Annotated in this window: 12 protein-coding genes and 1 riboswitch; of the genes, 7 read left to right on the top strand and 5 right to left on the bottom strand. The window is 56.7% G+C overall.

The features are described from left to right. The first annotated feature begins 95 nt into the window (after positions 1 to 95). From CF137_RS14100 to CF137_RS14085, 4 genes are all read left to right on the top strand, one after another. The gene (locus tag CF137_RS14100; RefSeq protein ID WP_139719768.1) at positions 96 to 1,295 is read left to right on the top strand and encodes a hypothetical protein; all 1,200 of its coding nucleotides are present in this window, start codon (positions 96 to 98) and stop codon (positions 1,293 to 1,295) included. 222 nt (positions 1,296 to 1,517) lie between these two features. Beyond that, positions 1,518 to 3,191, top strand: coding sequence for a sensor histidine kinase (locus CF137_RS14095; RefSeq protein WP_162515540.1), 1,674 nt, complete (start codon positions 1,518 to 1,520; stop codon positions 3,189 to 3,191). A gap of 129 nt (positions 3,192 to 3,320) precedes the next feature. Continuing rightward, entirely contained in the window at positions 3,321 to 4,064 is a 744-nt protein-coding gene (locus tag CF137_RS14090; protein ID WP_139719766.1) for a LytR/AlgR family response regulator transcription factor, read from the top strand. Between the two features lie 109 nt (positions 4,065 to 4,173). Next, positions 4,174 to 5,364 carry an L-lactate MFS transporter gene (locus CF137_RS14085; RefSeq protein WP_162515942.1) on the top strand — a complete coding sequence of 397 codons (1,191 nt, stop codon included), beginning with the start codon at positions 4,174 to 4,176 and terminating at the stop codon, positions 5,362 to 5,364. Positions 5,365 to 5,453: 89 nt separating this feature from the next. Here the strand turns inward: CF137_RS14085 and CF137_RS14080 are convergent, their stop codons facing one another. The 4 genes from CF137_RS14080 to CF137_RS14065 all read right to left on the bottom strand — a co-directional run bounded on the left by CF137_RS14080 (position 5,454) and on the right by CF137_RS14065 (position 8,381). Further along, complete coding sequence (locus CF137_RS14080; protein ID WP_139719764.1) at positions 5,454 to 6,578, bottom strand: 5-(carboxyamino)imidazole ribonucleotide synthase; 1,125 nt, start codon at positions 6,576 to 6,578, stop codon at positions 5,454 to 5,456. Further along, the gene (gene purE / locus CF137_RS14075; RefSeq protein WP_033115295.1) at positions 6,575 to 7,084 is read right to left on the bottom strand and encodes a 5-(carboxyamino)imidazole ribonucleotide mutase; all 510 of its coding nucleotides are present in this window, start codon (positions 7,082 to 7,084) and stop codon (positions 6,575 to 6,577) included. The genes CF137_RS14080 and purE overlap by 4 nt, the downstream gene beginning before the upstream one ends. 63 nt (positions 7,085 to 7,147) lie before the next feature. Then, positions 7,148 to 7,450 carry a P-II family nitrogen regulator gene (locus CF137_RS14070; protein ID WP_101317593.1) on the bottom strand — a complete coding sequence of 101 codons (303 nt, stop codon included), beginning with the start codon at positions 7,448 to 7,450 and terminating at the stop codon, positions 7,148 to 7,150. A gap of 4 nt (positions 7,451 to 7,454) precedes the next feature. Continuing rightward, a complete protein-coding gene (locus CF137_RS14065; protein WP_162515941.1) occupies positions 7,455 to 8,381 on the bottom strand; it encodes a sodium-dependent bicarbonate transport family permease in 927 nt (308 codons plus the stop codon). Between the two features lie 111 nt (positions 8,382 to 8,492). On the opposite strand from CF137_RS14065, the gene CF137_RS14060 reads away from it, so the two are divergent. The 3 genes from CF137_RS14060 to murI all read left to right on the top strand — a co-directional run bounded on the left by CF137_RS14060 (position 8,493) and on the right by murI (position 12,395). Continuing rightward, positions 8,493 to 9,395 carry a LysR family transcriptional regulator gene (locus tag CF137_RS14060; RefSeq protein ID WP_139719760.1) on the top strand — a complete coding sequence of 301 codons (903 nt, stop codon included), beginning with the start codon at positions 8,493 to 8,495 and terminating at the stop codon, positions 9,393 to 9,395. 35 nt (positions 9,396 to 9,430) lie between these two features. Further along, a riboswitch (cobalamin riboswitch) is annotated at positions 9,431 to 9,608 on the top strand. A 52-nt stretch (positions 9,609 to 9,660) separates the two neighbouring features. Then, on the top strand, positions 9,661 to 11,481 hold the full coding sequence (locus CF137_RS14055) for a TonB-dependent receptor domain-containing protein (protein ID WP_139719758.1): 1,821 nt from the start codon (positions 9,661 to 9,663) through the stop codon (positions 11,479 to 11,481). Positions 11,482 to 11,591: 110 nt separating this feature from the next. Continuing rightward, positions 11,592 to 12,395, top strand: coding sequence for a glutamate racemase (gene murI, locus CF137_RS14050; RefSeq protein WP_101345856.1), 804 nt, complete (start codon positions 11,592 to 11,594; stop codon positions 12,393 to 12,395). Positions 12,396 to 12,402: 7 nt separating this feature from the next. On the opposite strand, the gene CF137_RS14045 is transcribed toward murI, so the two are convergent. Beyond that, the gene (locus tag CF137_RS14045; RefSeq protein WP_101323216.1) at positions 12,403 to 12,894 is read right to left on the bottom strand and encodes an RNA recognition motif domain-containing protein; all 492 of its coding nucleotides are present in this window, start codon (positions 12,892 to 12,894) and stop codon (positions 12,403 to 12,405) included. Between the last annotated feature and the right edge of the window lie 355 nt (positions 12,895 to 13,249).

Genomic DNA, 13,249 nt, shown 5'->3' with positions numbered 1-13,249 from the left:
CCTAGCCAGGATTTATCGGAAGATACTAGGTCATGCCTAGGTGAGAGAAAACTAAAGATAATTTTGATTGTTTGACAATTTACCATGTTAATTAAATGAATATTAGCACTGGAATATCACCTAAAATTGATGAATCAATTCATAGCTTTTTTCTCAGAGTAATTATTCGGACTGGCTGGGAGGATTTTTCAACTATTATAACACATGGCGGATGGGGAAACACCCCATCTATACCTTATGAGCTTAGGTGTGAAACTAATTCATATGACAGGCGCCATCTTTTTGAATTGTTTGAAAGGCAATTCTATATAGGAAGAAATTTGAGTCTGTTTGATAACGTATTTTCACATACAAGACTATTCAGAGATGCTTTTTTTCCGGACAAGAAAAAAAGCTCTTGTGGAAGTATAGTTCCATTGAGATTTTGCCATTGCTGCATTGAGGCTCAGCTGGTTGAGCAGGGTTTTTCGTATTTTAAGTTAGATTGGTTGAATGCAATTTTTTGTAATATTCATTTAGTTCCCCTTCATAAAATAAGAAATGATTTATCCTTTTCAAAAACTAGAGATACGCTGAAGTCAATTATCTTCGCTGAATGGAGTAAAATCACAGATTTAGTTTCAGCTGAAGTATCTCATCCGACGGTTGTTGGCAAAGAATCGAGTTACAATGATGTAAAGAAAATGCTGGCTATTAGCTTTACAGCTTGTGCTAAAAGAGAGCTGACTGGATATTTTATGAAGTTAACAGAGTATTATCCAAGTGGATTGTTTTCAGTAGCTGACTATGGACTCTTATCTAAACGTGATAGATATTTTCTTTCTATGAAAAAGAGAATGGTTTTTCTGAAAGAACAGCTCGAAGACGCCTATAACTATGAATTGGAAAATAACTACTCATCTTTTATAGAGCATTGTAATGATTTTATTGAACACAAAAGAGTAGTTTGTTTTGGCATTGAACGTTATGTTATGAAATCGAAAAGACAGCAATGTTTAGATTGTTTGATGAATAACCCCATTGACTCTAGATCATGCTTAGCAGCTGGAATTATTAGTTATCCAGCTAGAGTATTTCCTAAACAGGAAAATATATGCGATAAATTTTTGCATGATATAGAGAGAGGAGTAGAGTCATATCAAAAACGGCTAAAAGTTGATTATGGTGAACGATTTGTACGGGGCGCAATAGAAAGAAGTAGGGAGATTCACGCCTCTGGGGGGCTGGGCCCATATCGAAAAGAGCGTGAATCACGGTTAAGGCTAGCAGCAGAAGCATTGGTTGATCTAACGTAGTAGAGGGCCAAAAAATTCCTTTTTCATGGGATCTAGTTTTTGCACATAGAGTCTACATACAGACATTCACGCTTCAATTAGTGTACAAACTTTATTGTCAAAATCGAGCTGTAGTGTACAAACTTTATTGTCACTACACAATGTCACAGGGGCTGGTTTATCCGGCCCCGATTTATTGGTCAGGGTTATGGTGATCGGTCGGGTTGCCGCAAGGGGGCGCAGATGCTTGAGAATCAGATGATGTTGTTGGCGGTGTTCGAACGGGCGGCGCTGATGCTGATGACCCTGTTCTTGCTGACTCGCACCCGGCCGTTCCAGCGGTTGTTCCAGAAGCGGGATCACACCCCGGCCGAGCTGGTGCTGGTGGCCTCCATCTTCTGTCTGTTTGCGGTGTTCAGCACCTACACCGGCATTCCGGTGGAGGGGGCGCTGATCAACGTGCGGATCATCGCCATTATCTCCGGCGGCATCTTGTTTGGCCCCTGGGTCGGCATTCCGGCCGGGGTCATCTCCGGCCTGCATCGCTATCTCATCGACATGGATGGTCACACCTCCATCCCTTGCCTCATCGCCAGCATCATCGCCGGTCTGCTCGCCACCTGGCTGCACCTGCGCTGCCGCAAGTCGCGGCTCTGGCTCTACGGCATTTTGGCGGGAATGCTGTGCGAAGGGCTGACCATGCTGCTGATCTGGCAGCTGACCGAGCCCCACTCGGTGGGGGTGGAGATCGTCAGCCACATCGCCTATCCGATGATCGCCGGGGCGCTCTGTATCGGCCTTATCATCAAGCTGGTGCAGGATCTGGATGACGAGAAGGAGCTGATTGCCGCCAAGCAGGCCAAGCTGGCGCTGGATATCGCCAACAAGACGCTGCCCTTCTTCCAGAACATCGATCGCCACTCCCTCAGTCAGGTGTGCGATGTGATCCGGCGCGATATCAGTGCCGATGCGGTGGCCATCACAGATACCCATGACGTGCTGGCCTATGTCGGGGTGGGCAAGGATTATTACGAGCTGGACGAGCACCACGCCATCAGCGGCATGACCCAGCAGGCGGTGTTGCTCGACCAGATCATCATCAACAACGATCTGCGCCAGTATCACCTCTCCGATTTCCACTCGGTCATCATTATTCCACTGCGGGAAAACGGCTCGGTGAGCGGCACCCTCAAGATCTACTACCGCCGCACCCACAGCATCACCAGCTCGCTGCGGGAGATGGCGGTGGGCCTCTCCCAACTCATCTCCACCCAGATGGAGGTGTCACGCATCGAGCAGCTCAAGGAGATGACCCGCAAGGCGGAGTTCACCGCACTGCAGAGCAAGATCAACCCGCACTTCCTGTTCAATGCCCTCAACGCCATCTCATCGCTGATCCGCATCCGGCCCCAGCAGGCGCGCCAGCTGATCGCCAATCTGGCGGATTATCTGCGCTACAACCTCAACAAGGGGGATGAGCTGATCGACATTCAGGAGGAGTTGCAGCAGGTGCGCGACTACGTGGCCATCGAGCAGGCCCGCTTCGGCGACAAGCTGGAGGTGGTGTTCGAGGTGGACGACGTACACATTCAGGTGCCGAGCCTGCTGTTGCAGCCGCTGGTGGAAAACGCCATCCTGCACGGCATCCAGCCCCGCAGTGCGCCGGGTCGGGTCACCATAGAGGTGAAACAGCTGGCGGGCGGCATCCGGGTAGCGGTGCGGGATACCGGTTACGGCATCAGTCAGGCGGTGATCGACGGGGTGGCCGCCGGTCGGGTGGAGAGCCGCAGCATCGGCCTGATGAACGTGCATCAGCGGGTCAAGCTGCTCTATGGTGACGGCCTGCACCTCAAGCGGCTGGAGCCGGGTACCGAAGTGAGTTTCTATCTGCCGGATCAGGAGTCGATGCCATGCTGAGTGCCATCATGGTTGAGGATAAGTGTGTGCCGCGAGAGGTGTTGTCATGCTGAAAGCCATTATTGTGGAAGACGAATGTTTGATACGGGAGGAGCTGGCCTCTCCTGCGCTCCTTCAGGGGGCAATGTCATGCTGAAAGCGATCATAGTGGAAGACGAATATCTGGCCCGCGAGGAGCTGATCTATCTGGTGAATCAGCACAGCACCATCGAGATAGTGGCGAGCTTCGAGGATGGGCTGGAGGCGTTCAAATACCTGCAGGATCACGAGGTGGATGTGGTGTTTCTGGACATCCAGATCCCCTCCATCGATGGCCTGCTGCTGGCCAAGAATCTGCACAAGTCGAGCCATCCGCCCCACATCGTCTTTGTCACCGCCTACAAGGAGTTTGCGGTGGAGGCGTTCGAGCTGGAGGCATTCGACTACATCCTCAAGCCCTACAACGAGCCGCGCATCATCAATCTGCTGCAAAAGCTCGAGCATGCGGGCAGGTCGCAGCCAGCCACCACGGGGGAGGCGAGCGGCGACGTGATCAGCCCGCAGAATCGCACCGTCAATCTGGTGAAGGGGGAGCGCATCATAGTCACCCCCTGCGAGCAGATCTACTACGCGGAAGCGGACGAGAAGCTCACCTATGTTTACACCCGCGATGACCGCTATGTGATGACCATGACCATCAGCGAGTTTGTCAGCCGCCTGCCTGCCGAGGGGTTCTTCCGTTGCCACCGCTCCTACTGCGTCAACATCAACAAGATCCGCGAAATAGTCCCCTGGTTCAACAGCACCTATCTCATCCGGCTCCATGATCTGCCGTTCGAGGTGCCGGTCAGTCGCAGCAACATCAAGGCGTTCCGTCAGCTGATGCGGCTCTGATTGTCATTCATTCCCGCCGATCTGCATTTCATGCCTTAATCGATCGGCGCGAGCTGCGTCTTGCCTATAGTGGCCTCAATTTCCTGAAGGCCATCGACCGAGACGCATCATGACCAAAGAGATGAATCGCACCCGCTACCTGACACTGATCGGTACCATCATCACCCAGTTCGCCCTGGGTTCTGTCTACACCTGGAGTCTGTTCAACGCCCAGCTCTCCGACAAGCTGGACGAGCCGGTGAGTCAGGTGGCCTTCGCCTTTGGTCTGCTCAGCCTCTCGCTGGCAGTCGCCTCCTCCATGGCGGGCAAGCTGCAGGAGCGGTTCGGGGTGCGCAACGTCACGCTGGGTGCTGGCGTGCTGCTCGGCATCGGTTTCTTTCTCACCGCCCACGCCAGCAATCTGGCGATGCTCTACCTCTGCGCCGGTATTCTGGTCGGGTTTGCCGACGGCACCGGCTACCTGATGACCCTCTCCAACTGCGTGAAGTGGTTCCCGGAGCGTAAGGGGCTGATCTCCGCCTGCTCCATCGGGGCCTATGGCCTCGGCAGTCTCGGTTTCAAATACATCAACTTGCTGCTGCTCTCTAGCGCGGGTCTTGAGACCACCTTCCAGCTGTGGGGCTTGATCGCCATGTCCATGGTGCTGGTGGGCGGCATGTTGATGAAGGATGCGCCCAAGCAGGCCGCCTCTTTGCAACAGAGCGAGAGTCGTGACTTCACCCTGGCTGAGGCGATGCGCAAGCCACAGTACTGGATGCTGGCGCTGATGTTTCTCACCGCCTGCATGAGCGGCCTTTACGTCATCGGCGTCGCCAAAGACATCGGTGAAAGCATGGTCGGTCTGTCGACTGCGGTGGCGGCCAATGCCGTTGCCATCATCGCCATGGCCAACCTGGGTGGCCGTCTGGTGCTGGGGATCCTCTCCGACAAGATGTCCCGCATCAGGGTCATCACCATCGCCCAGCTGATCACGCTCGGTGGTATGGGATTGCTGCTGTTCGTGCCGCTCAACGCCAACCTCTTCTTCGTGGCGGTCGCCTGTGTAGCGTTCAGCTTCGGCGGCACCATCACCGTCTACCCCTCGCTGGTGAGCGACTTCTTCGGTCTCAACAACCTGACCAAGAACTACGGCGTCATCTATCTGGGCTTTGGCCTGGGCAGCATCATCGGCTCCATCGTGGCCTCCCTGTTTGGCGGCTTTATGGCGACCTTCAACCTGATCTTGGTGTTGCTGGTGGTGGCGCTGGTGCTCTCCCTCACCATCCGCCTGCCGGCGCCGGTAGCGGTGGAGCGGGCCTGATCAGCCTCCCTGCCACAGCAAGCAAAAACAGAGACCCGGGCCATGCCCGGGTCTCTGTTTTTGTGCCGACTTAACTTTGCGTCGGCAGTTTAGCGCGGCGCTAGCCCCAGCAGCTGGCGGGCCTGACGGCAGGTCTCCTCCACAGTTGACCACTCATCACCGGTTACTGTGATGTGGCCCATCTTGCGGCCGGGGCGGGGTTCGCCTTTACCATAAAGGTGCAGATGCAGGCCGGGCAGCGCCAGCAAGGCGGCCCAGTCGGGCGTGCCGTTTTGCCAGAGATCCCCCAGCAGGTTGATTAACAGGGCGGGGCGCACGGCGATCTGCTCTGGCAGCGGCAGATCGCACAGGGCGCGCACCTGCAACTCGAACTGGCTGCATGCGGCGTTGTCGAGGCTGGGGTGGCCGGAGTTGTGGGGGCGGGGCGCCAGCTCGTTGACCAGCAGCCGCCCCTCCACCAGAAAGAACTCCACCGTCAGCACCCCGACGTAATCGAGGGCAGCGATCAGCCGCTCGGCGATCTCTTTGGCTTCGGCTTCCAGCGTGGGCACATTGGCCGGTGAGCGGGTCTGATCGAGAATGCCGCCGCTGTGCCAGTTCTCAACCAGCGGCAGGGCGCTGATGGCGCCGCTCGGGCTGCGGGCCAGGGTCAGGGCAAACTCCCCCTCCAGCGCCAGCCGTTTTTCCAGTACGCAAGGTACGCCGCTGGCAGTCAGCGCGCTCGCCAGCTCATCCAGATTGCTCACCTGCCACTGCCCTTTGCCGTCGTACCCTTCGCGGGCAGTCTTGAGGATGGTGGGGAACAGCGCACTGGCCTGTGCGGGAATAGGCTCTTCTGGCAATAGCGCCAGATGGGGGGCGACCGGGATGTCAGCCCCGCGCAGAAAGGCCTTCTCCTCGCGGCGATCCTGACAGATGCGCACCGCGCTGGCGGCTGGCCGCACCGGTTTTTGTTTTTCCAGTAGGGCGAGAGTGGCGGCGGGCACGTTCTCGAATTCGCAGCTGATGGCGGCGCAGCTTCTGGCCAGATCGTGCAGAGCGGCGTGGTCGTCATAGGGGGCGACAATATGGTGATCGGCGGCAGCACCGGCGATGCTGGCGGGGTCGGGATCCAGCACCACCACCTTGTAGCCGAGGCGGTGGGCGGCCATCACGAAGTAGCGGCCGAGCTGACCGCCCCCCAGCATGCCGAGGGTGGCGGGGGGCACTATCATGTCGGCTCCTCCAGTTGCAGCGCCAGCACCCGGTCGCGCTCGTGGGTACGAAAGTCGTCGAGCTGCTGCCGGTAGCGGGGGGCGTCGTCATCCCGGGCGACCGAGAGCAGGGAGACCGCGAACAGGGCGGCGTTGGCGGCTCCCGCCTCGCCGATGGCGAAGGTGGCGACCGGCACGCCTTTGGGCATCTGCACGATGGAGAGCAGGGAGTCCATTCCCTTGAGATGGCGGGAGGGGATGGGTACCCCCAGCACCGGCAGGGTAGTCTTGGCTGCGACCATGCCTGGCAGGTGGGCAGCGCCACCGGCCCCGGCGATGATGGCGCGCAGGCCACGATCGCGGGCAGTGGCGGCATACTCGAACAGCAGATCCGGGGTGCGATGGGCCGAGACTACGCGCGCTTCGTAGGGTACGCCGTGCTCCTTGAGGATGCGGGCGGCGGCTTGCAGCACGGGCCAGTCGGAGTCGGAGCCCATCACCAGGCCGATCAGCGGAGGGGTGTTCATGTGTATTGGTTCCTTGCTGTTAAACGTTTGCTTTAAGTGAACAAAAAGAGCTGGCAAGCCGGCTCAGAATTTCTCGGGTCGCACGATTTCGACCGGTTGCAGAAAGGCGATCATGGCGTAATCGGGGTAGTAGCGACTCTGCAGATGGGCCAGCAGCCGTTCTGCCTGCTCGCGGCTGCAGATCGCCTCCAGTCGGATATTGCCACTCTCGCTCCAGCTGGCGTTACGCTCGCCGTGATCACCTCGGCCGCGGGCATCGGTGATGGTGTAGCCGCGCAGTCCCTCTGTGGTGAGGGTGCGCAGCAGAGTGGGTTCCAGATTCGCCTCTGTGATGACGGTGAGCAGGGTGCGGGTCTCGGTCTGCATGTGGCTACTCCATGAAGTGGTGGGCCCAGCTGTGGTAGAGCGGGATCCCCAGCATGATGTTGAACGGGAAGGTAACCCCCAGCACGGCGCTAAGGGACAAACCGGGGTTGGCCTGGGGCAGGGCGATGCGCAGGGTGGCTGGCACGGCAATATAGGAGGCACTGGCTGCCAGGGTGGCTAGCAAGGTCAGGCCGCCGAGGGAGAGCCCCATCAGCTGGCCAGCTGCCAATCCTAGTCCCGCTGAAGCCAGCGGCATCAACAGCGCGAAGCCGAGCAGGAAGAAGCCATGCTTGCGCAAGTCCTGACACTGGCGGGCGACGATCAGCCCCATCTCCAGCAGGAACAGTGCCAGCGCCCCCTTGAACAGGTCGACGAACAGCGGTTTGAGCGGGGCAACCCCATCCGGGCCAGCCAGATAGCCGATGGCCATGCCGCCAATGAGCAGTGTGACGCCCTTGCCGAGGAAGGTCTCGTGGGCCAGCATGCGCCATTGAGTCTGGCGACTGACCCCACGAGCCAACACGATTCCCACCAGGATGGCCGGGATCTCCATCACCGCCAGGAAGATGGAGAGCTGGGATTCAAAGCTGATGCCGCGCTCGGTCAGCCAGTTCACCCCGACCGCAAAGGTGGCCACGCTGACCGAGCCGTAATGGGCGGCGGTGGCGGCGGCATCCACCCGGTTCATCTTGATCCGCAGCAGGGCAAAGCCAGCCAGGGTTTGCACCACCCCGAGCAGGATAACCAGCGCCAGCTGTGGTAGCAGGGGTAACAAGGGTTGTTGGGCCAGACCGATGCCGCCCTTGAGGCCGATAGCCAGCAGCAGGAAAAGGGAGAGGGTATCGTAGAGCGCGGGCGGCAGTTTCAGTTCTGATCGCACCAAACCGGCCAACAGACCAAACAGAAAGAACAGAACAACAACATCCAGCATGAGGGCTCGCGGGTTGGAGTGGAGATAATGGTTGCATGCTAGAGCCCGCGATGTTTCGATAAAATCAGATTCTGACTGATGGTTGTTCGGTAAAAACTGATAGGGGACGGCATGCTCAACTACAAACAGCTCTACTACTTCTGGCATGTGGCGCGCTGCGGCAGTGTGACGCAGGCAGCGCAACAGTTGCATCTCACGCCACAAACCATCAGCGGTCAGGTTGCCGAACTGGAGAGCTCCCTCGGGGTGGCGCTGTTCAACCGGGTAGGGCGGCGCCTTGAATTGACGGCTGCCGGACGGCAAGCGCAGGAGCAGGCGGGGGAGATTTTTTCGCTGGGGGCCGAGCTGGAACACTCCCTGCGCCACGCCAGTCAGGAGCTGACCATGCAGGTGGGGATCGCTGACTCGGTGCCCCGAGCGTTGGCGTTCGAGCTGCTGGCCCCGGCGATGGCGCTGGCAACACCGCTGCGGTTGATATGCCACGAAGAGCGGGCCGAGCTGCTGTTCAGTGAACTGGCCCGTCACAAGCTCGATATGGTGCTGATCGATCGTCCGCTGCCAGCCGACAGCAATCTGCGCGGTTATAACCACGAACTGGGACGCAGCCCGCTGGCGCTGTTTGCCACACCCGAGCTGGCCGCGCGGGCGCGGGCTGGTTTTCCCGCCTCGCTGGAGGGGTTGCCGTTGCTGATCCCCGGCGACAAATCGGCCACCCACGACCGGTTGCTGGCGTGGTATCGCCAGCAGGGCATCCATCCTCATCTGGTCGGTCAGTTTGACGACTCCACTCTGATGAAGTCATTCGGCAAGGCGGGGATGGGGATCTTTCCCGCGCCACTGGCCATGGCCGACGAGATTGTGCGTCTCTACGGGGTGGAACGCATTGCCACCCTGCCCGAGGTGACGCTCTCCTACTATCTGGTCTCGGCGGGGCGCCATCTCTCCCATCCCGGGGTGCAGGCGGTGATGGCGGGGGCACAGCAGCGGCTGGCAGCGCTGGGTGGCCATACATAGAAATCTGGATGGCTATACATCCAGCGTTGCTCTGCCTATAATCTCCGCGCTTTGGCGCATCATGCTTAATAGGGAATCCGGTGAAAATCCGGAGCTGGCGCGCAGCGGTAAGGGGGAGCGAAGCGACATCAGGGCACTGCCGTCAGGTGGGAAGCCGTCGCCGTAGGTTATTAGCCCCCGAGCCCGAAGACCTGCCAAAGTTCGTATTTCGTGCCGAGAGAAACCGGCCACGAAGTAGATACTTACGCGAACTTAAGGATCTCTCATGTCCAAGACATTATTGGTGGCGGCTGCCCTGTTGCCGACGGCGGCGTTTGCCCAAACCACCATCCCTATCAATCCAACGCTGGTGATCACTGCCAATCGCGTGGAACAACCAGTCAGCTCGGTGCTGGCTCCCGTGGTAGTGATTGATCGCGCCGAGATTGAATCTCGTCAGGTGCAGAGTTTGCCTGATCTGCTGAAAACCCTGCCCGGTGTGCAGATGGCGACTCTGGGAGGCCGGGGCCATATCAGCAGCCTGTTTGTCCGTGGAACCAACTCCAACCACTCTCTGGTCTTAATGAATGGTCGCCCGATTGCCGCCATGGTGGCGGGCACGCCCGATCTCAGCCAAATCCCGCTCGGCAATATCGAGCGCATCGAGTATATCCGTGGCCCACGAGCGGCGGTGTATGGTTCCGATGCCATTGGCGGCGTTATCAACCTCATCACCAAAACATCCGCCAAGAATGGCAGCGAGACACATCTGAAGGGCGGTGCTGGCAGCAATGGCTATGGCCAGGGTGAGCTAAGGACGGTTCAGTCATTGGGCCAAAAAACCGATATGAATATGCTGATCGGCTACGAGCGTACCGATGGTTTTGATGTCGTAGCCAATACCAAACAGCCGGATCGGGATGGCTTTAATAGCAAGAATGGTCAGCTCGGACTGAACCATACATTCAACGATGCATGGAGTGCTGATTTCAATGCCCAACGGTATCAGAATCTGACCGAGTTCGATGGCCGCTATGATCAACAACAGGTAGACACATTTCAGTACGATGGTGGGCTTAAGTTTCAGAGCAAGGCGCTAACCAGCCGCTTGGAAGCTAGCTATGGTGAGAACGCATCGAAGAGTTGGGAGGAAAGCAAGGGGAAATCCAGTGCTGACCCGACTCATACTGGAATGACCAACATATCCTGGATCAACAGCTGGAGTGGTATTGAGGATCTGAACCTCACCGGTGGCGTTGATTGGCAGCGGGAGCAGATGAAGTCGGACTCACGATCTGGGGGGCAGCCTTTTACTGTTCCTGATCGAGACAATACCGGAGCCTTTGTTGTTGGCAGCTATGTTTGGAGTCCGTTCCTGTTTGAATTGTCTGGCAGAACAGATGATAACCAGCAATATGGCCGCCATAACACTTGGTCTGCCGCCAGTGGGCTGGATATCGATGAGCACCACAACGTACGTTTGAGTTATGGGACTGCTTTCAAGGCCCCAAGCTTTATGGATCTTTACTATGGCGTGCCAGCTGAGTTAAAGCCGGAAGAGAGCAAAAACCTGGAGTTGGGTCTGTCTGGTCGCTATTCAGCATGGGATTGGTCTGTGAACCTGTATCACAACCGCATCGACAATCTGATTTATTGCCTGACCAGCATGAGCTACACCTGCAATCCCAAAAATACCACGGCGGATATCAAAGGGGTGGAAACGGAGCTCGGCATCGACACCGGGCCAGTGCATCATCGTTTGAGCTACGACTACACCAGAGCCAAAGATACGGGTAATCAGGATTTGCAGTTGCTGCGCAGAGCTGAGCATAAAGGCAGCTGGATCGCAGATACCCGATTCGATGCAGCAACACTGACTGCTGAGCTGCTCTATGTGGGCAAGCGCTATGACAATAACTGGGCGACAAACCAACGGGTAGAACTCGGTGCCTATACGCTGTTAAACCTGGCTGCTAGTTACGAGGTGACCCAGCAATTTACCTTGGGGGGGCGTATAGATAACTTGTTCGATCGTGATTACGCACCCGCTTATGGCTATGCATCACCGGGTACCGAGTTCAAAGTGACAGCCGACTATCGCTTCTGATGCTTTATTTGGTTCATCTTTGAAAAACCCAGGCCCTGCCATATGCGGGGCCTTTTCTATTGGGCACAGGCGGGAGTATGATCGCCGCCTTGCACCAAAGGGGAGCTCAAGTGGCCAATATTCTCGTGTTTGATTCCGGTATGGGTGGCTTGACCATCTATCGCGAGATCCGCCGCGCGCTGCCGGCACACCACTATTTCTACTGTTTCGATAACGCCAACTTCCCCTATGGTGAGCTAAGCGAACCGGCCCTGATTGCCGCTTGTTCCCGATTGGTCACTACCATGGTGTCCCGTCATCATATCGATCTGGTGGTCATTGCCTGCAATACCGCTAGCACTATCTGCCTGCCAGCACTGCGCGCGGCACTGGATATTCCGGTGGTGGGGGTGGTGCCCGCCATCAAACCGGCCGCGGCCCAGACCCGCAATGGCTGTATCGGTCTGCTGGCTACGCCGGGTACGGTGAGCCGACATTATACCCATGAGTTGATTGCCCAGTTTGCACCTGGCAAGAGGGTATTGCTTAAAGGCACCACCGAGTTGGTAATAGAAGCAGAACACAAGCTGGCGGGGTTGCCGGTCAATATGGCGCTGCTGCAAGAAGTGTTGGCTGACTGGCTGGAAGGGGAAAGCGTGCCTGATACGCTGGTGTTGGGGTGTACCCATTTCCCGCTACTCAATGAAGAGATCCAGCAACTGATGCCGCAGTGTCAGTTGATTGACTCAGGCCGTGCCGTCGCAAAACGGGTGGCCTGGCTGCTGGCCAGTGGGGTGAACTCCAGTTCTGTATCAGTGCCATCGAATGAAGGGATGGCCAAGGCTTACTGCACCCGGCTTGATGAGACGGCTCAAAAACTGAGAGCCCCCTTGCAAGCATGGGGGCTCTCATCACTGGAAGAGGTCAGGGTCTGACGCGGGATTAGATCTCCGCTTCACTCCCCTCCCTTTCTTCTTTATCCCGCTTGTCATTCGCTTCACGTACCTTGAGGGTACGCTGCTGGTACTCTTTGTCATTCAATGCAGCAATCGCTCTGGCGGCATCTGCTGCGGGCATCTCAACAAAACCAAAACCTCTGCGCTTGCCGGTGGCTTTGTCCTTCATCAATCGCACGGATATCACCTGGCCTTGTTCGGCAAACAATTCGCGCACTGCAATCTCGTTGGCGCGATAGGGCAGGTTGCCTACATATAAGGTGCAAGTCTCCTGACTGGTGATCGATTCAGCGGCATCAGCCTGGGTTCGCTTCAGGAACAGCGGTACCACAAAACCGCCGATGGCCAGACCTGCTGCAAAAATCACTTCTGCTTTTAAAGAGAAGTGCAGGGCCTGGGCTACCAGGTAACCAACCACTGCCAATATCAGAGCAAGGATTGCGGCCTGCATATATACGGGAAACTTGGATAAATTCATCTTAAAAGACCTTTTGTAAATGAAAGCAAAAAAGGTGCAACACTATATTCACCTCCATGGTAACCAGCTTTCCTGATTGGCGCTACCATGGACCACTCGGGAGAGGTTATCGGCTCCAGTATGGCATTCCATAGGCCGGTAATGGCGACAAAATGACGCTAAAAAGGGAGTGAAACAGCCAGATTGTGGATAACATTGTATATATACACTGAATAAGCTGTTTCTAATTGAATAATTTGAAGATTTCGTGATTATCTTCAAAAAATCCCTTGTCATCCCGGCGTGGCTCCCTATAATGCGCCCCTACCAGCACGGCGGAACACGCCGGACTGATGAGCTAGCTTCCTGGTGAAGT

The sequence above is a fragment of the Aeromonas sobria genome (genome assembly GCF_006243315.1).
Classification (GTDB): Bacteria; Pseudomonadota; Gammaproteobacteria; order Enterobacterales; family Aeromonadaceae; genus Aeromonas; species Aeromonas sobria_A.
This window is presented reverse-complemented; position numbering and strand designations above follow the sequence as displayed.

What these genes read in the sequence shown, in the direction of transcription:
- CF137_RS14045 (WP_101323216.1), bottom strand. Translation starts at nt 12,894, where the DNA reads ATGAATTTATCCAAGTTTCCCGTATATATGCAGGCCGCAATCCTTGCT.
- CF137_RS14085 (WP_162515942.1), top strand. Translation starts at nt 4,174, where the DNA reads ATGACCAAAGAGATGAATCGCACCCGCTACCTGACACTGATCGGTACC.
- CF137_RS14080 (WP_139719764.1), bottom strand. Translation starts at nt 6,578, where the DNA reads ATGATAGTGCCCCCCGCCACCCTCGGCATGCTGGGGGGCGGTCAGCTC.
- purE (WP_033115295.1), bottom strand. Translation starts at nt 7,084, where the DNA reads ATGAACACCCCTCCGCTGATCGGCCTGGTGATGGGCTCCGACTCCGAC.
- CF137_RS14055 (WP_139719758.1), top strand. Translation starts at nt 9,661, where the DNA reads ATGTCCAAGACATTATTGGTGGCGGCTGCCCTGTTGCCGACGGCGGCG.
- CF137_RS14065 (WP_162515941.1), bottom strand. Translation starts at nt 8,381, where the DNA reads ATGCTGGATGTTGTTGTTCTGTTCTTTCTGTTTGGTCTGTTGGCCGGT.
- CF137_RS14070 (WP_101317593.1), bottom strand. Translation starts at nt 7,450, where the DNA reads ATGCAGACCGAGACCCGCACCCTGCTCACCGTCATCACAGAGGCGAAT.
- CF137_RS14060 (WP_139719760.1), top strand. Translation starts at nt 8,493, where the DNA reads ATGCTCAACTACAAACAGCTCTACTACTTCTGGCATGTGGCGCGCTGC.
- CF137_RS14100 (WP_139719768.1), top strand. Translation starts at nt 96, where the DNA reads ATGAATATTAGCACTGGAATATCACCTAAAATTGATGAATCAATTCAT.
- CF137_RS14090 (WP_139719766.1), top strand. Translation starts at nt 3,321, where the DNA reads ATGCTGAAAGCGATCATAGTGGAAGACGAATATCTGGCCCGCGAGGAG.
- CF137_RS14095 (WP_162515540.1), top strand. Translation starts at nt 1,518, where the DNA reads ATGCTTGAGAATCAGATGATGTTGTTGGCGGTGTTCGAACGGGCGGCG.